The organism is Pedobacter panaciterrae, from assembly GCF_013204795.1.
GTDB lineage: Bacteria > Bacteroidota > Bacteroidia > Sphingobacteriales > Sphingobacteriaceae > Pedobacter > Pedobacter panaciterrae.
Window position 1 is genome coordinate 66,442 of record NZ_JABMKW010000004.1, and the last position, 19,149, is coordinate 85,590.

General features: G+C 38.6%; 18 protein-coding genes. 15 read left to right on the forward strand and 3 right to left on the reverse strand.

What is annotated here, in order from left to right; genetic code table 11:
* Positions 1-101 precede the first annotated feature (101 nt).
* The 7 genes from HQN86_RS01235 to HQN86_RS01265 all read left to right on the forward strand — a co-directional run bounded on the left by HQN86_RS01235 (position 102) and on the right by HQN86_RS01265 (position 10,018).
* Positions 102-647 (forward strand): sigma-70 family RNA polymerase sigma factor, encoded by a 546-nt coding sequence (locus tag HQN86_RS01235; protein ID WP_172659232.1) that lies wholly within the window; start codon positions 102-104, stop codon positions 645-647.
* Between the two features lie 119 nt (positions 648-766).
* Entirely contained in the window at positions 767-1,408 is a 642-nt protein-coding gene (locus HQN86_RS01240) for a hypothetical protein (protein WP_172659233.1), read from the forward strand.
* Positions 1,409-1,423: 15 nt separating this feature from the next.
* Positions 1,424-2,671: a DUF4374 domain-containing protein gene (locus HQN86_RS01245; RefSeq protein WP_172659234.1), complete on the forward strand. Its 1,248-nt coding sequence runs from the start codon at positions 1,424-1,426 to the stop codon at positions 2,669-2,671.
* An 89-nt stretch (positions 2,672-2,760) separates the two neighbouring features.
* Positions 2,761-5,145 carry a TonB-dependent receptor gene (locus HQN86_RS01250; protein WP_172659235.1) on the forward strand — a complete coding sequence of 795 codons (2,385 nt, stop codon included), beginning with the start codon at positions 2,761-2,763 and terminating at the stop codon, positions 5,143-5,145.
* Between the two features lie 22 nt (positions 5,146-5,167).
* Positions 5,168-6,370, forward strand: coding sequence for a DUF4374 domain-containing protein (locus HQN86_RS01255; protein ID WP_172659236.1), 1,203 nt, complete (start codon positions 5,168-5,170; stop codon positions 6,368-6,370).
* 24 nt (positions 6,371-6,394) lie between these two features.
* The gene (locus HQN86_RS01260) at positions 6,395-7,522 is read left to right on the forward strand and encodes a PepSY-associated TM helix domain-containing protein (protein WP_172659237.1); all 1,128 of its coding nucleotides are present in this window, start codon (positions 6,395-6,397) and stop codon (positions 7,520-7,522) included.
* 9 nt (positions 7,523-7,531) lie between these two features.
* Entirely contained in the window at positions 7,532-10,018 is a 2,487-nt protein-coding gene (locus HQN86_RS01265; protein WP_172659238.1) for an outer membrane beta-barrel protein, read from the forward strand.
* Here HQN86_RS01265 and HQN86_RS01270 read toward each other — a convergent pair.
* Positions 10,002-10,352, reverse strand: a complete 351-nt coding sequence (locus tag HQN86_RS01270) for a hypothetical protein (RefSeq protein ID WP_172659239.1) — start codon at positions 10,350-10,352, stop codon at positions 10,002-10,004. The genes HQN86_RS01265 and HQN86_RS01270 overlap by 17 nt on opposite strands.
* A 105-nt stretch (positions 10,353-10,457) precedes the next feature.
* Between HQN86_RS01270 and HQN86_RS01275 the strand changes: the two genes are divergently transcribed.
* The 5 genes from HQN86_RS01275 to HQN86_RS01295 are packed head-to-tail and all read left to right on the forward strand — an operon-like array spanning position 10,458 to position 13,779.
* Positions 10,458-10,664, forward strand: coding sequence for a YtxH domain-containing protein (locus HQN86_RS01275; protein ID WP_048907947.1), 207 nt, complete (start codon positions 10,458-10,460; stop codon positions 10,662-10,664).
* Positions 10,665-10,674: 10 nt separating this feature from the next.
* Positions 10,675-12,072 (forward strand): MBL fold metallo-hydrolase RNA specificity domain-containing protein, encoded by a 1,398-nt coding sequence (locus HQN86_RS01280; RefSeq protein ID WP_172659240.1) that lies wholly within the window; start codon positions 10,675-10,677, stop codon positions 12,070-12,072.
* A gap of 27 nt (positions 12,073-12,099) precedes the next feature.
* Entirely contained in the window at positions 12,100-12,789 is a 690-nt protein-coding gene (locus HQN86_RS01285; protein ID WP_172659241.1) for a class I SAM-dependent methyltransferase, read from the forward strand.
* 5 nt (positions 12,790-12,794) lie between these two features.
* Positions 12,795-13,352, forward strand: coding sequence for a YeeE/YedE family protein (locus HQN86_RS01290; protein WP_172659242.1), 558 nt, complete (start codon positions 12,795-12,797; stop codon positions 13,350-13,352).
* 10 nt (positions 13,353-13,362) lie between these two features.
* Positions 13,363-13,779 carry a DUF6691 family protein gene (locus HQN86_RS01295; protein ID WP_172659243.1) on the forward strand — a complete coding sequence of 139 codons (417 nt, stop codon included), beginning with the start codon at positions 13,363-13,365 and terminating at the stop codon, positions 13,777-13,779.
* Between the two features lies 1 nt (position 13,780).
* Here the strand turns inward: HQN86_RS01295 and pepT are convergent, their stop codons facing one another.
* Positions 13,781-15,034, reverse strand: a complete 1,254-nt coding sequence (gene pepT / locus HQN86_RS01300; RefSeq protein ID WP_172659282.1) for a peptidase T — start codon at positions 15,032-15,034, stop codon at positions 13,781-13,783.
* Positions 15,035-15,101: 67 nt separating this feature from the next.
* Here pepT and HQN86_RS01305 point away from each other — a divergent pair, with 67 nt between their 5' ends.
* From HQN86_RS01305 to HQN86_RS01315, 3 genes are read left to right on the forward strand one after another with little or no spacing between them, the layout of a single operon-like run.
* On the forward strand, positions 15,102-15,749 hold the full coding sequence (locus HQN86_RS01305; protein ID WP_172659244.1) for a hypothetical protein: 648 nt from the start codon (positions 15,102-15,104) through the stop codon (positions 15,747-15,749).
* 60 nt (positions 15,750-15,809) lie between these two features.
* A complete protein-coding gene (locus tag HQN86_RS01310) occupies positions 15,810-17,510 on the forward strand; it encodes a M14 family metallopeptidase (protein ID WP_246269376.1) in 1,701 nt (566 codons plus the stop codon).
* 2 nt (positions 17,511-17,512) lie between these two features.
* A complete protein-coding gene (locus tag HQN86_RS01315; RefSeq protein WP_172659246.1) occupies positions 17,513-18,130 on the forward strand; it encodes a rhomboid family intramembrane serine protease in 618 nt (205 codons plus the stop codon).
* Here HQN86_RS01315 and HQN86_RS01320 read toward each other — a convergent pair.
* Positions 18,127-19,095, reverse strand: a complete 969-nt coding sequence (locus HQN86_RS01320) for a hypothetical protein (RefSeq protein WP_172659247.1) — start codon at positions 19,093-19,095, stop codon at positions 18,127-18,129. The genes HQN86_RS01315 and HQN86_RS01320 overlap by 4 nt on opposite strands.
* Between the last annotated feature and the right edge of the window lie 54 nt (positions 19,096-19,149).

Sequence of the window (19,149 nt, forward strand, 5' to 3'; positions counted from 1 at the left end):
TTTTAATGAATTATTCTATTGCTTTAAATAATTCTTCATTCTATTGTTTATAATAAATCTAAATAAGCTATATTTGGCCCGAATCACAAAACGCGAGGGCATTGTCAGACAGAAAACCTACAGATTATTGCACCAATCCTCTACGGATCGACGAACAAGCGTTCGAAACCGTATATAATCTGTATTGGGAAAAAGTCTACGCTGTTTGCTACAACAATATCCGCGAAATAGAACCTGCAAAAGAGATGGTTCAGGATATTTTTAAATCACTTTGGGAACGCCGCCATGAGCTTGAACTCGAAAAAGTAAGCAACTATCTAATCAGATCTGCTAAATTTAAAACATTCGAATACATCAGAAATAAAGTTAGCAGGCAGAAGCATGTAAGCATCAAAATGCAATATTCATGCCCATCAAGCAATTGTACCGAAGAGCATGTTTTATTTAACAACCTTAAAGAAAAGGTAAATATCCTTGTTGATACGTTGCCATGCCAATGCAAAAGAGTTTACAAGATGAGTCGCGAGCAAGGGCTTAGCAATAAAGAAATTGCCTCTGCTCTTCTGATTACAGAGCGTGCAGTAGAATATCATATTACCAAAGCAATGAGCGTGCTTAAAGTTAAACTTGCACCCTATAATAATTAATTTTCAATAAAGCTTACGGAAATTACAGCGTTATGCTACTTACATTTAAAGCGCTAATTTTATATAAGTTTATGTTACTTTTACCAAAAAGACCTAAAACCAGGTAACTGTAAAGCCATATGAATATCAATCAAGAACTGATAGAGAGATACCATAGAGATGAGTGCACTCAAGAGGAACGCAAGGCGGTAGAGGATTGGTTGTTTGCAGATGACTCGGCAGAAGAGCTGGATCTTCCAGTTGGCGAAGACAAGGCAGCCCACAAGGCTGCTATTTGGAATGAAATAGCTCCCGCACCCGCTAAGGAAAGCATTACCAAAAGCCATTCGCTTTCATTCTGGAAAGGCGCAGTTGCGGCTTCAATAGTTTTAGGATTACTAGGCTTGGGTTTTTATCAATTTACAATAAAGACAAAAAATGATTCGCCTCAATTTGTGTCTGTCGATAATACTTCAGCAATAAGCGTTAGGCATCTTGATTCTAAAGGCTATAATATTTCCGTTGGCCCAAATACACTTGCTAAAATAAATTATGCTACAGGCTCCGTTGACCTATCGGGGAGTATGTTGATTTCTCCTAAAAAAGATGTAGAGCTTAAATTTAAAGGAACTGATAAAAAAATATCTTTAAAAGGGGGTCAAACTTACATTATCCTTAACGGTAAAACAGACGAGGATAAGATCATTGTAGTTAGCGAAAGAAACCTGATGGACTTGCCGCCTGTATTACAAAAACAAATCATAAATCAGTTCAGTATCTAATAAAACAAATCATCCTTGCAAGAAAAAACAATATATAAATCTGTTAAAAAGGTTATTCTTTTATTAACATCAGCCACCTTATCATTATTCCTTTATTCCTGCTCCCAACAACCAGAAACCAGCAACATGCTGGCGGGCAAAAATTACAGCATGTATATTCTTGGAAAAGATGGTAAAGAATATATTGTTGAAACCAACTCCTTAGATAGCGGAAAAATATTACCTGAACAACAAGGGGCAATGTTAGATGCAAAAGCAATGGACAGAGACATCATTGTTAAAGACGGTAGCTACTACCATCTAAACAGAAAGAAAGCTGAATTATCTAAATACAATGTACAAAATGATTCTTTACATACTGTTGCATCTATCCCGCTAAAAGACTTTTCAATAGAGAACTATTTATGGGTAGGTAAAGACTCCTTGCTATTAACAGGATTGGACATTAAAGGTTTTAAGCAGGCAAAATACGTTCTGATTGAAACTGGAAAGATGGATCTGCTATCTTCAGGCAGCCTCGCAATTCCCCAGCCTTCTGGTAAGCTTACTTCTATGTCAATTGGGTTTGTAGAGCTGCGTAAAAATCACCTTTTCGTTGGTTATACGTACCACCAGCAATTAAGTTCCTCCAATTACACCACAAGCGACACCACTTACATTGCCGAGTTGGGCTATCCGCAAATGAATCTTTTAAAGATCGATAAAGATACCCGTTCCACCTATCCGGGGGGCATAAACACGGTACAGTCTTATTCCTTTAATGATGAGCACAACAATTATTACTTCATGTCGTGTCCGGGAATAGCTCTTGGCAATCGCCCCGCCCTACCTAGCGGAATATTTAGAATCAAAGCAGGTGATGAAAGCCTGGATAAGGACTACTTTATCAACATCTCTTCGTCATTAATAAATAACCATGCTTATGGCATGTGGTATATTGGCAACAACAAAGCCATCATCAGAAGTGAAAGAAAGGACCTTTTTAAGGGATTAGGCGATCATTATAGCACCGCTCATTTTGAATTTTATCTGATTGATCTGGCCGCAGCAAGAGTTATTAAAAAACTTAACCTTCCCCTAGATAAGGGAACAAGAAGAGAGTGTATTATTGTTAAAGATAATATGGCCTACATTGCGGTCAATTCAAGCACTCAAGGCAACTTTATCTGGATTTATAACCCCAAAACAGATGACTTAAAGAAAGGGCTTGAACTGGCGGGCAATACCGATTTCATTATGCGCATCGATAAACTGAATCCTTAGAATTAAACTATTTTAATATTTTTTGCTTTCCCACCTTCGGGGAAGTCGTGGTTATGCTACTTACAGTATAAATACACAATATTAAAATAATGCTATATCGTAAAACTTTACTTTCAATATTCTTTACCGCTCTATCATCTTATGTGTTCGCACAAAATTCTTCCATCTCTGGAATTGTAAAGGATAGCACCACAACCATTTCCGGCGCTTCTGTTGTATTAAAAAATACAAAAACCGGAATCACAACTGATTCTAAAGGGTATTTTGAATTAACTAATCTCGTAAAAGGAGCCTATACCATTCAGATAAGCTACCTCGGCTATATTGCAGAATCGAGACGGATAACACTGAAGGAGGGCGAAAAACTCAACATCAATTTTTCTCTAAAAAGGGATCTCAGATTATTAAACGATGTAGCAATTGATGGAAAGACTAAAACACGAGAGATTAAAGAGTCCGGATTTTCGGTAAATGCCATTGAGACTAAAAAGTTTGCAAATACTACTGCCGACTTAAATCAGATTTTAAACAGGAGTACTGGTGTTAGAATCCGTGAGCAGGGTGGATTAGGTTCTGACTTCAAATTCTCCATCAATGGGTTATCAGGAAAACAAGTCAAGTTTTTTATTGACGGTATCCCAATGGATGTAATGGGAAGTGCAATGTCATTAAATAACATTCCTGTTAACTTGGCAGAACGCCTAGAGGTTTATAAGGGGGTTGTACCTGTTCAATTGGGGGCAGATGCAATGGGTGGAGCCGTAAATGTGATTACAAACCAAAAGGTAAGCAACTATCTTGACCTAAGTCATAGTTACGGTTCATTCAGCACCAACCGATCGGCACTAACGGGCCAATATGTTCATGAGAAAACAGGGATTATCATAAAAGGAAGTGGCTTTTTAAATTCATCTGTAAACAACTACAAAATGAAAGGTGTCGATGTAGTTGTGGGTGGTGTAAGAGATGGCAATTACATTACGGATGTTACCGATGCGGAGTATGTGAAGGCAGATGTCAGACGTTTCCATGATAATTATTTATCAGCTCTTGGTCAGGTAGAAGTAGGTATCACCAATAAAACATGGGCAGATGTGCTTTTCATTGGAGCCGGATACAATGAAGGTCATCAAGATTTGCAAACTGGCTTCGACCAAAACACGGTTTATGGAAAAGTTCGAAGAACCAACTATGCAAAAAGCGGAACTTTAAGATATAAAAAGGACAACCTATTTACCGAGGGCCTGAATTTTAGTGCATTTGCAGCAAGATCCAAAGACACATATAAAACCACAGACACGCTGTTCCGCAATTATAATTGGGATGGGACCTGGTACGATAAAGGCTATACTGAAATGGGCAACGGGATTAAAACCATCGCCAATATCGTTAGACCACGCACCTATGCAATGGGAAACTTGAGTTATGTCATAAATAGTCAGCATTCTCTAAACCTTAACTATACACTCGATCATTTAAAGAATGAAAACTACAATCAGCTACAGGTAGATCGCGACAGTCTTCCTGGCCTGATGAATAAACAGATTGTAGGCTTTGCCTATCAGCAGAACTTGTTAGAAAACCGTTTGGTAAACACCGTTTTTGGAAAATACTACCATCTTGGTTTAGAAAGGGCTAAATATATTAATGGCGCCTATGCATTACTCGATACTGCCTTTGGAAATTTTGGGTATGGCATAGCTTCAAGGTATAAATTAACCAAAGGTCTCGGCATCAAGGCATCTTATGAGCATACTTACAGACTTCAGGAGGCGGAAGAAATGTTTGGCGACGGATTAAACCTGCAAGGTAATCCTGACTTAAAGCCTGAGCGCAGCGACAATATCAATTTTGGCGCATATTATGGCTTTCAAATTGATAAGAGCTCGTTTTTTATTGAAGCATCGGCATTTTACCGCAATGCGAAGGACTTTATTTTTCCTGTGCCAGATGTGCGTTCTAAATTGTTAAAAAACGAAAACCAATCAAGCGTTCGCATTACAGGCTTTGAATCTGAGGTAAGATATAACTACGCTCAGCTTCTTTCCCTAACATTAAACCTTACCTATCAAAATGCAATAAATACAACAAAATTTGGGCAGACGGAATCTTACTATATTGAAGGAACGTATAAAAATAAAATCCCTAATCAGCCGTGGTTATTCGGAAACGCCGACTTCACCATTGGTCAAGACAACATCCTTGGAAAAGATACCCGTTTGCAATTTAACTGGTTTACACAGTATGTAAACTGGTTCTATCTGACCTGGGAAAGTAAAGGAAATCCAAATGGAAAATCAGACATTCCTACACAATTTATCCATAACGCCTCTCTAAGTTATTCCCTTCAAAAAGGGAAGTACAACATTTCTGCAGAGTGCAGAAACCTAACAGATCACCTTGCCTACGACAACTTTAAACTACAAAAACCTGGCAGGTCATTCTCCGTTAAACTCAGATATTTCATTCAATAAATTAATATTTCACACAATAAGCATGAATAAATTATTTTACTATACACCAAAACTGCTACTGGTTGCATTAATGCTCATATCAGTTAGCGGATGCGAAAAAAGAGACATTGGTAACGTAGAAGAAGGAACGAAATACGCTGCAATTCTATGTGTGGGCAGCTGGCCGAATACTGCTTATTACATCACCAGCATTCCTTCATTAACCAGCGGTACAATTAGCTTAAAGGGCAATGGTGCGGAAATGACAGGAAAAGTATATGCGCAGGATGTAGTGCAGAAAGATGGCTTTTACTATCATGCAAATGCCAATAGCGGGCGTTTAGGAAAATATCACGTAGAAAATGGATCATTGATCATAGACAAAGAAATTCCTTTTGCATGGTTAAACTGGAGTTCTTATGCCTGGGCAGATAATAACACGTTGGTTATTTTCGGAGAAGGTAATGGAGAAGCGCGTTATGCGGTAGTTAAGGTAGATAAAATGACCATTAAAACTGGCACACTTGGCCTTGAAGCCATCCCTTCTGGATTTCAGACCTATAGTATCGGCTTTGCTGAATACAGGGCTAACAAATTATTTCTGGGATATGGTTTCGGGTCTAATGACTGGTCTCAGTATCCTAACATGCCTGTTTATCAAAAATCATTTGTTGCTGTTATAGATTATTCGACTATGGTTGTGGAAAAATCATTAGTGGATACGCGTACCACGGGGCTTGGCGGACCAAGTGTTTATGCTCCATCATCTTTTGTTGATGAAAACAATGACTTGTATTTCATTAGTGATCCGGTAAATGTATATGATTACAAATCACCTGCAGCAATGTACCGGATTAAAAACGGACAAACAGAAATTGACCCTAGCTATTTCTTCAATTTTTCCGCTGCTGCTAACAATGAAATGGCTCCGGCAATGTGGTACATTGGTAATGGAAAAGCTATTGTAAGATCACGGATAGCCGGACAGTCCATTGATGCAGATCATTACTTCCGTGTTATTGACGTGAAAAATGGCACCCTTGTTAGAAAATTAGATCTGCCCGTGGATAAAGGTGAACGAATGGTAAATGGAGTAATTGTTGAAGATGGAAAAGCCTTTATTGCGGTTAATGCTGCCGACAGAGACTACATTTGGGAGTATGATCCGGCTACTGAGAAATTAACAAAAGGTGTTGAATTTATAGGTGGCATCGATTACATCCTTCGTATAGAAAAACTGAAATAGTAGATATAACTTTTGACTTGATAAATGGTTTTCAAAAAGATCAATGCCTGGTTTCATTTATGGCTTGGATTAGCATCCGGAATTATAGTATTTATCCTAAGCATTACTGGCTGCGTCCTGGTATTTAAACAAGAAATAAAAAGCATTAGCTCACCATGGCTACACGCCCGAAAAACTATAGATGCTGATCAGTTTTTACCCCCTTCTGTGCTTTACAAAGCCGTTCAAAAAACTTTGCCAGGCAAGGAAGTGGAATCAGTATGGTATTACGGAGAAAACAGGACTGCACAACTTACCATTCATGAATCGGATTCCATTGTCTATGTAAACCCTTATACTGCAAATGTGGTTGCCATGGTTGATCATGAAGACATCTTCCATTTTTTTGAAGATGGACATTATTATATGTGGCTGCCAGAAAAAATAGGCCATCAAGTGGTAGGATGGGCCACTTTCATCTTCTTTTTTCTCCTTATAAGTGGCCTTATATTATGGTGGCCAAAAAAATGGACTAAAAAAACACGCGAGCAGAGTTTTAAAATAAAATGGCGTGCAAAATTTAAACGGGTAAATTACGACTTACACAATGTGCTCGGTTTTTATTCCATCATTATAGCCATTATTATGGCATTTACAGCACTAATGATGAGCTTCACCTGGTTTAACAAAAGTGTATACTGGATGGCTGGTGGAGAAGATAAGCCTCGTATACAGGCGTTGTCTGACACAACAAGCAATCCCAAATCAAATATGCTTTCACAGGTTGATAAGGCATGGCATAAAGGCATAAACGAAATTGCTGAACACGAACGCAATGATATTCTGATGCATTTTCCAGAGAAAGCATCAGATCCGATTTATGTGTGTACGGATATGTACAGAGGAACATGGCGCGATGTTTATCTGGATCAGCACACACTTGCGGAGTTACCTGCTTCAAGTAAAAGATTAAGAGACGAAGACCTTGCATCCTGGATCCGCCGGTCTAATTATGGCTTACACGTAGGAGCATTTGCTGGCCTTACAACAAAGATCATTTATTTTTTTGCCAGCCTGATATGTGCCAGTTTACCTGTTACTGGTTTCTATGTTTGGTGGGGTAAAAGAAAAAAAGCAGCAAAAAAAAATAAACTCGTTCCAATACTTTCTTAAAGAAAACCTATGAAAACATATAGTACAGGAGGCCCAAAGCTTTCTACAGGATTCCTATTACCCTTTATTTTGCAAATGGCATTTATCGCTTTTCAACTCCCTTGCTATGCACAAACTAAAGGCAATATATCGGGAAAGGTAGTTGATCCCCAGGGCATACCTATAGAATATGTTTCTGTAGGCTTGCTCTACGAAGATGGAAAAATGGTAAAAGGAGCATTAAGTGACTCAACTGGAAAATTCACATTTTCGGCTGTCCCTGATGGAAAATACCTTGTAAAGGTTACCGGGGTAAGCTATCATCCGCTCACTACTCAATCATTTGTTATATCCGTAGAAAACAGAATACTGGACCTTGGCCTTTTAAAATTAAAGGAGGACAGCAAATTACTAAATGCAGTAGTGATCTCGGCACAGAAAAAGTTAGTAGAACAGACAATAGATAAAACAGTAATTAATGTAGAAAACAGCATCTTATCTGAAGGCAATACGGCGTTAGAACTTCTTGAAAGGGCTCCCGGTGTTAAAGTTGGTGAAGATGGCCAGATTTCGTTAAAAGGCCGTTCTGGTGTGTTAGTGATGATCAATGGAAAATCAACTTATCTCTCTCCAAAAGAGTTAAGCACCTTATTAAAAGGAACCAATTCTTCTTCTATTTCAAAAATAGAAATCATGAGCAATCCATCTGCTAAATATGACGCGGCCGGAAATGGTGGTATCATCAATATCCAGATGAAGAAAAATATGAAAACCGGTTTAAATGGGTCAGTCTCTTTAAACGGAGGGGCTAGCAGGAATGCACGCTATGGCAGTGCACTAAGTTTAAACTACAGAAACGACAAGGTAAATGTTTATGGCAGCTATGATTACGGTTATCGTGGCGAAACAGAATACCTGGATTTTGTTAGACGCTTTTATGATAACGGCAATGCAGGAGGTATCGCAAGCCGGGCTTCTTATCAGGATACAGAAACCGATGAGCCACTACATACAAATAACTTCAGGCTTGGGCTTGATTACGAGCTTGACAGTTCCAATACAATCGGGTTGCTTATAAATGGTAATGTTGGGAAATACACACATGATAGCAAGACTGGAAACAGACTAATTTCTGGTGATGGGACAATAATTAGTCGTATGGCTACAACCAATTACGACCAGCAGAACTGGAAAAACTTAACATACAATGTTAACTATCTTCATAAATTTAAAAAAGAAGGCAGGACATTCTCAGCCGATGCTGATTTTGCGAGTAATAGCTTTACTTCTAATCTAAATTTAAAGACAACAACACTTCCATCAACGGATGGACAAGCCGGAATAACCACAAACAGACGAGGATATATCCCTGCCGTAACAGATGTATATCTTGCTAAAATAGATTACGCAGATCCCCTCACCAAAACGATAAAATTAGAAAGCGGACTAAAAAGCAGCATCATACAATCCGACAATAACCTCCGATACGATGTACTAAACAATGGCAACTGGGAGTACGACAGTAATGGCAGCAATCATTTCAAGTATAAAGAACAGATACATGCAGGATATTTCAACATTAATAAAGAATTTAAAGGCTTTAGTGTACAAGCAGGTTTAAGAGGCGAATATACGAGAACACAGGGCCATCAAATAACTACTGATTCTTTATTGATCCGCAGCTACTTTCAACTGTTTCCAAGTGTATTTATAAACAAGCCTATTGGCGGTAATCATCAAATTCAGGCTGCTTATAGCAGAAGAATAGAAAGACCAGATTATGGGGACCTCAATCCGTTCAGAGTGTTCAGAGATCCGCTGCTTTTTTATCAGGGAAACCCCTTTTTAAAACCAGAACTGATCAATACATTTCAATTGAGCCATAGCTTTAAGGGGAAATATACTACCGCAATAAACTACAACCAAACAACCGATGTGATTACCTGGCTAAGCGGCCAGATAGATTCATTAAATACCACTTTTGAATCTCCTCAAAACTTAAACAGGCTCATTAACTATGGCATTAGCTTCACCGCTTCTACCACATTTATTGAATGGTGGAATGGAACACATTTCGCAAACATTTTTCGTAACGAGTATAAAGGAAATGTGCAGAACAATACGTTTAACAACAATACAACGAGCTTTAGTTTCAACTCTCAAAACTCATTTAAAGCCGGCAAGGGCTACACGATGGAATTAAGTGGATTTTATTACTCTGGTTCAGTTTATGGTATATCAACCTACAAAGGAAGCTATGCAATATCAACTGGTGTACAAAAAAACATATTGAAAGATAAGGGAAACATTAAGCTTATGGTAAATGACATTTTCCAATCTAACAGATACAGGGAGCAAACAAAATATCAGAACATAGACATGTATACCAATAAAAGGCCTGATAGCCGTAGGATAATGTTATCTCTTTCTTACCGTTTCGGTAATCAAGACATTAGTAAAAAAGACCGCAAAACAGGTAGCGAGGAAATTCAGAATAGAGTTAAGGGCGGTGGATAAGCAATAATATACTTTGAATTATTATCCCCGCAATTAAACAAGCACTAATGGCAATATATAGCCAGCTATTCCCAAAATAATTATGTTCAAATGAAGCTACGATTACATTGTAGGTCCATATTGCCAAAAAACCAGCAAACACCAACACAGGCAATCCAAGAATAAAATATATTGTTGTAGGTTTTATGTCTTTCTCCGCATTTCTGATGGTGAGGCCACTAAAAGCAATTACCGTGAAAATGCCAATCATCGCATAAGATGTGCTGTTTAGCAAATAGAACAAAAAGTATACAATAGCTAACGCAATATTTATATAGGATATGGACTTTAACATCTGTTAAAGATACTGATTCAATTGCAGGGACTGCATTAAGAAAAATGTAAAACAAGAGAACCATTCGGCCTTATTTTTGTTTAACTTTCATAAACGAATATCATTATGAAGAAAGAAACTAAAATAATTGCAGGTATATTGGCAGGAGTAGCTCTTGGCACAGCAATAGCAGTAATACTATCATCAGATAAAGATGGTGAAATGAAAGGCAAAGTAACCGATTGGTTCTGCGATTTATTAGATTCTTCTAAAGACAAGCTTGCAGATGTTTCAGATAAAGTGAAAGATACCATTGCAAAAGTAAGAGCGTAATATATTCTGAATGAAGATTGCTTTTCATGGTGCAGCACGCGCTGTAACTGGTAGTAAACACCTTATTACCCTAAATAATGAGACTCAAATTTTATTGGACTGCGGCCTTTTTCAGGGCATGGGCGACATCACAGAGGGCTTAAATGAGTCCTTCGGATTTGATCCTGCAAAGGTTACTTACATGATCTTATCTCATGCGCACATAGACCATTGCGGATTGCTGCCAAAGTTGGTTTCTGAAGGTTTTAATGGGCCTATATATTGTACTCCTGCAACGCGTGATCTGGCCAGGATCTTACTATTGGATTCGGCCAAAATACAAATGCAGGATGCAGAATATGCAAACAGGAAAATTAAGCGTGTAGAAGATCAGGAAATGCCGCTCTACACAGACAAGGATGTTAGCAAAACGCTTAGTTTGTTTAAAACGGTTTCCTACGATCAGGATTTTGAAATAGACCCTAACATAACACTACGGTTTACCGATGCAGGACACATTGTTGGCAGTGCAGCGGTCCATCTAAAAATAACTGAAGATGGAAAGGTAACGAATATCACTTTTAGTGGAGACGTTGGCCGTTATGGGGATTTACTGTTAAAAAGTCCGCAAACATTTCCTCAGGCCGATTATATCATCATGGAATCTACCTATGGCGATTCCCTGCATGTTGATCTGGAGCCCATAGAGAATATGTTATTGCAGATTATTAAGAATACATGCGAGGTCAAAAAAGGGAAAGTAATTATACCGGCTTTTAGTGTAGGTCGTACTCAGGAACTACTTTATGCACTAAATGGACTGGAGCTTAAAAACCAATTGCCCGATGTCCGCTATTATGTAGACAGCCCTCTTTCACTTGAAGCGACTCAGGTATTAAAAGACCATCCGGAAGTATACAACAATGGTGTTAAAGAGGTTTTCAAAGTAGACCATGATATCTTCGATTTCAGAGGTTTAAAATTTATAGAGAGCGTTGAAGAATCCAAAGCGCTGAATAGTGATGATCGCCCTTGTGTAATTATATCCTCATCCGGAATGGCAGAGGGCGGTAGGGTTAGACATCACATCAGAAACAGCATCACCGATCGGAAAAACACCATTTTAATGGTCGGTTATGCCACGGCTAATTCCTTAGCCGGCAGGTTAATTGCCGGGCAAAAAAGAGTTTGGCTATTTGGGCAGGAATATGACGTACAAGCCGAGGTCCGCTCTATAAAATCTATGAGTGCACATGGTGATTACGAAGATCTATTGCAATTTTTATCGGTGCAAGAGCCCTCAAAAGTTAAGCAGCTATTTCTTGTACATGGAGAATATGAAGTCCAACAAAAATTTGCGCAGCGCATCATCAACAATGGGTTTAAAAATGTAAACATTCCCGAATATCATCAGGAGTTTCAATTATAACAGGCAAAGGTTTTTATCTTTGCCTTTATGGATGTTTTCGGTGAAGCTTTAAAAGATCAATTTACAAAACCACCCGCTGAAACTTTATGGGTACATAACTCTTATGATGAGCCGGAAGAAATGCCGGTAGATGTTTACTTTAGAGGGGAAGAGGAAATGCCGGAACTGGAGCTTAAGGCTTTAGCATTGTGCAATGGAAAAGTACTTGATGTTGGTGCTGGCGTGGGTAGTCATGCGCTCATTTTGCAAAAACGCGGGTTAAATGTAACCGGAATGGATATTTCTGGTCCTGCGGTTACCATTATGAAACAACGAGGGTTAAAACAGGCCATCGAAGGAAACATCCTTACCTATAAAGAAGATACTTACGACACGCTCCTCTTTATGATGAATGGCATTGGCCTTACAGGATCAATTGCAGGGCTAAAGGCTTTTTTAAAGCACGTGAAGGGTCTCTTAAATCCTGGCGGGCAATTGGTATTTGATAGTTCCGACCTATCTTATCTCTATCAGGAAATACCCTTTCCTCTTAACGGGTATTATGGAGAGGTAAGTTTCAGGTACGAATATAAAAGCATTAAAGGCAATTGGTTTAAATGGGTTTATGTAGACCAAAAAACGCTTAAAAATATTGCTCAGCAATCTGGCTGGGATGCCGAAATAGTTTTTGAAGACGATCACGATCAATATTTAGCACGGTTAACATTAAGCAAATAAACACTATGCTTGAACTTATTAAACAACCCTGGCCATGGTATACATCAGGCCTGGCCATCAGTTTTATAATGGTAATTCTGATTTTTTTTGGAAAATCTTTTGGCTTTTCATCAAATCTGCGAACCATGTGCAGCATACTGGGAGCAGGCAAATGGGTAAGTTTTTTTAATTTTGACTGGAAAGCAGAACGATGGAACTTACTTTTTCTGATTGGCTCCGTAATTGGCGGTTTCATTTCTGCGAACTGGCTTCAATCAGATGTTCCTTTAAATTTATCGGAAGCAACTATTCAGGACCTTCAAAAACTTAACATTCAGTTCGACGGAAACATTGTGCCTTCGCAATTATTTAACTGGGATTTTCTGTCAACAGGGAAAGGGCTGCTGATTTTTCTTGGAGGAGGTTTTTTAATTGGTTTTGGAACACGTTATGCAGGCGGTTGTACATCAGGCCACGCCATTAGCGGTTTGTCTAACCTGCAAATTCCTTCTCTTATTGCGGTTATTGGCTTCTTTATTGGCGGCCTGGTAATGACACATTTAATTTTCCCACTTCTATTTTAATCATTAACTCATGATCAAATCAGTTAAATATATTCTTGCCGGCACACTGTTTGGCATTATTATGAGTAAATCAGAAGCCATATCCTGGTATCGCATTCAGGAAATGTTCCGATTCCAATCATTCCATATGTTTGGCATTATGGGCACCGCCGTAATTACAGGTGTAATTGCGGTTTGGCTAATGAAAAAATTGAAATCCCGTGATGTTGAAGGAAACCCAATTTCATTTACAGATAAGGAAAAATCATGGCGCCGATATTTATTTGGCGGCACCATTTTTGGATTGGGGTGGGCACTTACAGGCGCTTGTCCGGGGCCAGTTTTTGTGCTGCTCGGACAAGGCTACCTGGTTATGATAGTAGTAATAATTGGTTCGCTATTGGGCACATTTGTTTACGGATTATTAAGACACCGTTTACCCCATTAGCCTAAGCTTTTTCTTCCCAAATGGAGGCAATATTTACAATGGTTTGAACTGCTTTTTCCATGTCTTGTACCGATGCCCACTCTTGTTTACCATGAAAAGCATGCTCTCCGGCAAAAATATTAGGACAAGGTAAACCCATAAATGAAAGACGTGAACCATCAGTACCGCCTCTGATACTTTGCTGCTTAGGCATAATTCCTGCTCTTTTAATCGCTTCAATGCCGTATTCGATTACCTGAGGGTATTGATCCAATACTTGTTTCATATTACGGTACTGAGGAGTTATTTTTAACTCATAGGTAGAGTTTGGAAAATCTTCAATAATATTCTGAACTGTAGCATCCAATAATTCGCCATTAGCACTTAATTCTTCATCATTAAAAGCACGAAGAATAAAGCGGGCTTCGGCCTGCTCTACACTTCCTCCAAAAGTAACAGGATGGATAAACCCTTCTTTAAGCTCTGTCGACTCAGGAGAAAGACAATCTGCAGGCAATGCACTAATTACATCAGACAAGATCTTTATTGCGCTTTCCATTTTCCCTTTAGCAAAGCCTGGATGCGTACTCACACCGTTTATGGTTAATACAGCTCCATCAGCAGAAAATGTTTCATCTTCTATTGAGCCTAAAGTTTCGCCATCAATCGTATATGCAAAATCAGCACCAAGCTTTTTCAAATCTGCTTTATCTACCCCGCGGCCAATCTCTTCATCAGGTGTAAACAGGATCCTGATTTTTCCGTGTTTAATTTCAGGATGCGATATTAAAAAGGATGCTGCCTCCATGATCTCGGCAAGTCCGGCTTTGTTATCTGCTCCAAGAAGTGTTGTTCCGCTTGCGGTAATAATATCATTCCCTATCTGGTCTTTTAAATCTGGATGTTCTTCCATTTTCAAAATGATTGATTCATCATCAGGAAGTACCAGGTCCTGTCCTTGATAATTGGAATGAATAATGGGTTTCACATTTTTACCGCTGCAATCAGGAGAAGTATCCATGTGCGAACAGAAACAAATTACAGGAACCTCTTTTTCTGTAGTAGCAGGTATGGTTGCGTACACATAGCCAAAATCGTCAAGATGTGCGTCTGTAATTCCCATTTCCAAAAGTTCTTCAACAAGAACCTTTCCCAGATCCTTTTGTTTGGCTGTTGATGGCGTGGTTTCAGATAATGGGTCTGATTGCGTATCAATTTGGACGTACTTTGTGAACCTACCTTGAAGTGTTTTGTTATTATTTTGATATTTTAGCATATTCATATAGAAAAAACAAAGTTATATATAAGATTACTAAATAGGTTCGAAACTTAAAGAAGAAACTTTGAAAGCAATATTTACCTCAATCCTGGCTCTTTTACTTTGTTTAACCGCTACAGCGCAATCTAACTTTTACAAACTTAGCCTGGGCGGCGGCGGCGGGCTTACCCAATCGTTTACAGACTATGAAAAGTATAAGTTTGGAAAGTCTATTTACGGTGTTGGCGAATTCTTTTTTACCCCTTTCATTAGTCTCGGCGGAGAAGGACAGATAGGTCGGATTAAAGGTGAAAGCAGAGATCCTGCCTTTGAGACGCCACAATTTGTTAACGCTTACAAATCATTAACAATTAATGCAAAACTCTACCTGGGTGCTTTAATTGATTATAAAAGAAATGGTTTTTCTAACACTATAAAAGGGTTATATATGGGCGCTGGTTTAGGAGGCATATTAAATAACATAAGCGGTGCCGAAACCCCGAAAACAAAAGACATCATCATTCCTCTTAATATTGGATACACTTATTACTTTCCTAATAAAGCCGGTTATTATAGATATGGGATCAATGCAAACTATCAAAGCACCATTAGCCTTGATGGAGGTTTAGATGGAAGAGAAGAAACTTCCCATACAGACATCTACACTTATTTTTCTATCGGCATCAGGTATCAATTTGGACCAATGGGACTTTCCACAAAAACACTGTATTAACCCGGCATTTTCCCAACGCTAATGAAGCCCTATCTCATCATCTTACTTTTATTAATAGCAATGGATACATCAGCACAATTAACGCCATACGAATTAAGCGACAAAAAAGAAACAGCAACTTATTATGAAGCCATTAAGCACTATGAACAGTTAGATAAGACATACGAACAGGCTAAGTTATTTACCTATGGGAACACTGACTTTGGCAAACCCCTGCACCTTTTGGTTTTATCAAAAGACAAAATATTTGATCCTATTGCCATAAGAAAAAGCAACAAGCGTATTTTACTAATAAACAATGGCATACACCCCGGAGAGCCCGAAGGTATAGATGCCAGCATGATGCTGGCCAGAGATTTATTAAAAGGGGACTTATTGCCTAAAGACGTTGTAATCTGCATCATTCCTGTTTACAATATAGATGGTAGCTTTAACCGAACAGGTACATCCAGGGCAAACCAGAATGGCCCTGTGGCTTATGGCTTTAGGGGAAATAGTAAAAATTACGATCTGAACAGAGATTTCATAAAAACAGATTCTAAGAACTCCCATTCCTTTCAGGAAATCTTTAATATCTGGCAACCAGAAATATTCGTAGATACGCACACGAGTAATGGTGCAGACTACCAATATGTAATGACACTTATTCCAACCCACAAAGACAAGTTAAACCCTACCTTATCTGGATACATGACTAAAACCATGTTACCATCTCTATATGAAGGAATGAAAAAAGCTGGTTATGAGATGATCCCATATGTAAATTCTGTTGAAGAGACACCAGATGCGGGAATCACAGGTTTTTTAGAATCGGCAAGGTATTCTACCGGATACACAACGCTGCACAATACAATTGGCTTTATGCCTGAAACCCATATGCTGAAAGATTATGATAAAAGGGTTGATGCAACATATCGCCTTTTGCAGATCTATATCGACATAGTAGTTCGCGATGCAAAAGTAATTGGAGAGAATAAGCGAAAAGCTGATGAAGAGATTGCAAAACAAACAACCTTTCCTATAGAATGGAAGCTTAATGAAAATCTGGCAGAAGATCTGGAGTTTAAGGGGTATACGGCAAAGAAAAAACCAAGCGAGGTAAGCGGGCTAGATCGCCTGTATTACGACAGAAATGAGCCTTATACCACAACCATCAAGTACTGGAATACTTATCAGCCAGCTGTTACCATTACAAAACCGGTAGCATACATTATCCCAAAGGCCTGGGATAAAATAATTGACCTGTTAAAGCTTAACAACGTAAAAGTACGGCAGCTGCAGAAAGATACTCAAATCGATATTGAATCGTATTACATCACGGACTACAAAACAGTAAACAGTCCGTTTGAAGGGCACTACCTGCATTCTAACGTAAAGGTGAATCCTGTAAAACAGACTTTGCAGTTTTACGATGGCGACTATGTGGTTTATACAAACCAGTCCGTTAACAGATATATCATTGAAACACTCGAACCACAAGCAATGGATTCCTTCTTCAACTGGAATTTCTTCGATGCAATACTAGGAATGAAAGAGCATTTTAGCGCTTATGTTTTTGAGGATACTGCTGCAGAACTTTTAAAGAAAAATCCTGAGCTAAAGAAAAAACTTGAGGCTCAAAAGGCTAAAGACAGCAGTTTAAGTAAAAATGCTGAGGCACAGCTTGACTTTGTCTATAAAAATTCTGATTATTACGAAAAAACCCACTCCCGATACCCCATTGCCCGTCTGGTAAACGACACTAAATTAATCCTTAAATAAGAATGGAATACCTTCAGCATACACCAGTAGCCTCAATAATTTTTGTTTTTACTATTATAACAAGTATATACGCATTTAATGACCCCGGGTTATTCGGTAAGTTTATGTTACACCCATATAGTGTGTCGCGCAAGCATAAGGTTTATACCCTTGTAACAAGCGGATTGATTCATGCCGATTGGATGCACTTGATTTTTAATATGATGACCTTCTTTTTCTTCGCTTTTCAACTCGAGGCAATGATCGGTTCATGGCAATTTGGTGTAGTCTATTTTATGGGTCTAATTTTAAGTGACATACCCTCTGTTATAAAGCATAAAAACGACATGTGGTACAATAGTTTGGGCGCATCAGGAGCAATAAGCGCTGTACTGTTTAGCTACATTCTATTTCAGCCGTTTTCTTCTATGATCATATTTCCCCTGCCTATTCCAATATGGGCTATCATATTTGGCCCCTTGTACCTTTTATACTGCGTTTATGCGTCCAGACAATCCAGAGACAACATAAACCATGATGCGCATTTTTTTGGTGCACTTGCAGGTTTAATTGTTACTGTGCTAATTGTTCCGGGAGCAATCCCTCACTTCTTAGGTCAGATACTTGCCAAAATAGGTTAAGTAGTGGCCGGTAAGCTAGGCGGATTAAAATAGCTGATGGGATTTGTCGGGTCTTTAATGATTTCGAAAAGTGTATGATCCCATGGCTTCCAGAAATCCTGTAATACCTGTGCGTAGGTTTTATGTTGCCAATGATCAAAAAGAGCTTTATTCAACGTTCCTCTTAGAGGCATCGCATCAATATAAATAGACCCCTCAACCGGCAATATTGCATATTCCGGTAATCGGTTAAACAAATAAGCCGAATAAAAAAACCTGGCACAAAGCTCTTCAAATTGCTGCGGCGATAATGCTGCGTTTCCAATCTGATCCAGCAATTCCTGATGGTATTTTTTATTCGTTCCATTATCCTGCAGGCAGGCAATAATACCAAAGTCCTTCAATTTCAAGGAAAAAGTCATCGTATTGATTTCATCCCTAAAACTAAAGGTGGTATCATGCTGTTCTAATGGAACTACAACAATAGACCAGGGTGTAAAATCTTCAAACACCACATCAGTATAAATTCCCTGAATCATGGTATGCAGATTTCCAAATTTATGCATCAGTCCCTGCGACATATTTACGCCATCCGCACTTAATTGTTGCTGGCGAACGGCCGCATGCATTTCTACATAAATAAGGCTATACATGAACTTACCGATCCACCTGAACAGTTCAACCTCTTCAAGCTTAGAGACGGCTTCGTATCCCTTTAAAAAAGCATTATGGATCTTTTCTTCCAGGGGCTCAATAAAATGAGTTAATACTTCCGTATTGCACGGAACTTTTAAACTGTTGTATGAACGAACACTCTCATCAAGTAGCTTAATCTGCTCCTCTCCGCTAAAGTTGGCCACTTTTAAAAGCCACTCAGGCAAAATACCAATCTCAGTTATGGGCGTAGAAAATGTATCTCCACTAAGAAAACAGTTTTTATACTTAAAATCGAAGTTTTTGAACGGTTGATATATTGTGCTATTCATACAAGGCGCAATATTAGGCATATTATTTTTACATTAGCAGCAGCTCCTATTTTT

Coding starts and splice junctions, on each gene's coding strand:
- HQN86_RS01240 (WP_172659233.1), top strand. CDS start 767: ATGAATATCAATCAAGAACTGATAGAGAGATACCATAGAGATGAGTGC.
- HQN86_RS01250 (WP_172659235.1), top strand. CDS start 2,761: ATGCTATATCGTAAAACTTTACTTTCAATATTCTTTACCGCTCTATCA.
- HQN86_RS01255 (WP_172659236.1), top strand. CDS start 5,168: ATGAATAAATTATTTTACTATACACCAAAACTGCTACTGGTTGCATTA.
- HQN86_RS01260 (WP_172659237.1), top strand. CDS start 6,395: ATGGTTTTCAAAAAGATCAATGCCTGGTTTCATTTATGGCTTGGATTA.
- HQN86_RS01265 (WP_172659238.1), top strand. CDS start 7,532: ATGAAAACATATAGTACAGGAGGCCCAAAGCTTTCTACAGGATTCCTA.
- HQN86_RS01270 (WP_172659239.1), bottom strand. CDS start 10,352: ATGTTAAAGTCCATATCCTATATAAATATTGCGTTAGCTATTGTATAC.
- HQN86_RS01275 (WP_048907947.1), top strand. CDS start 10,458: ATGAAGAAAGAAACTAAAATAATTGCAGGTATATTGGCAGGAGTAGCT.
- HQN86_RS01280 (WP_172659240.1), top strand. CDS start 10,675: ATGAAGATTGCTTTTCATGGTGCAGCACGCGCTGTAACTGGTAGTAAA.
- HQN86_RS01285 (WP_172659241.1), top strand. CDS start 12,100: ATGGATGTTTTCGGTGAAGCTTTAAAAGATCAATTTACAAAACCACCC.
- HQN86_RS01290 (WP_172659242.1), top strand. CDS start 12,795: ATGCTTGAACTTATTAAACAACCCTGGCCATGGTATACATCAGGCCTG.
- HQN86_RS01295 (WP_172659243.1), top strand. CDS start 13,363: ATGATCAAATCAGTTAAATATATTCTTGCCGGCACACTGTTTGGCATT.
- pepT (WP_172659282.1), bottom strand. CDS start 15,034: ATGCTAAAATATCAAAATAATAACAAAACACTTCAAGGTAGGTTCACA.
- HQN86_RS01310 (WP_246269376.1), top strand. CDS start 15,810: ATGGATACATCAGCACAATTAACGCCATACGAATTAAGCGACAAAAAA.
- HQN86_RS01315 (WP_172659246.1), top strand. CDS start 17,513: ATGGAATACCTTCAGCATACACCAGTAGCCTCAATAATTTTTGTTTTT.
- HQN86_RS01320 (WP_172659247.1), bottom strand. CDS start 19,095: ATGAATAGCACAATATATCAACCGTTCAAAAACTTCGATTTTAAGTAT.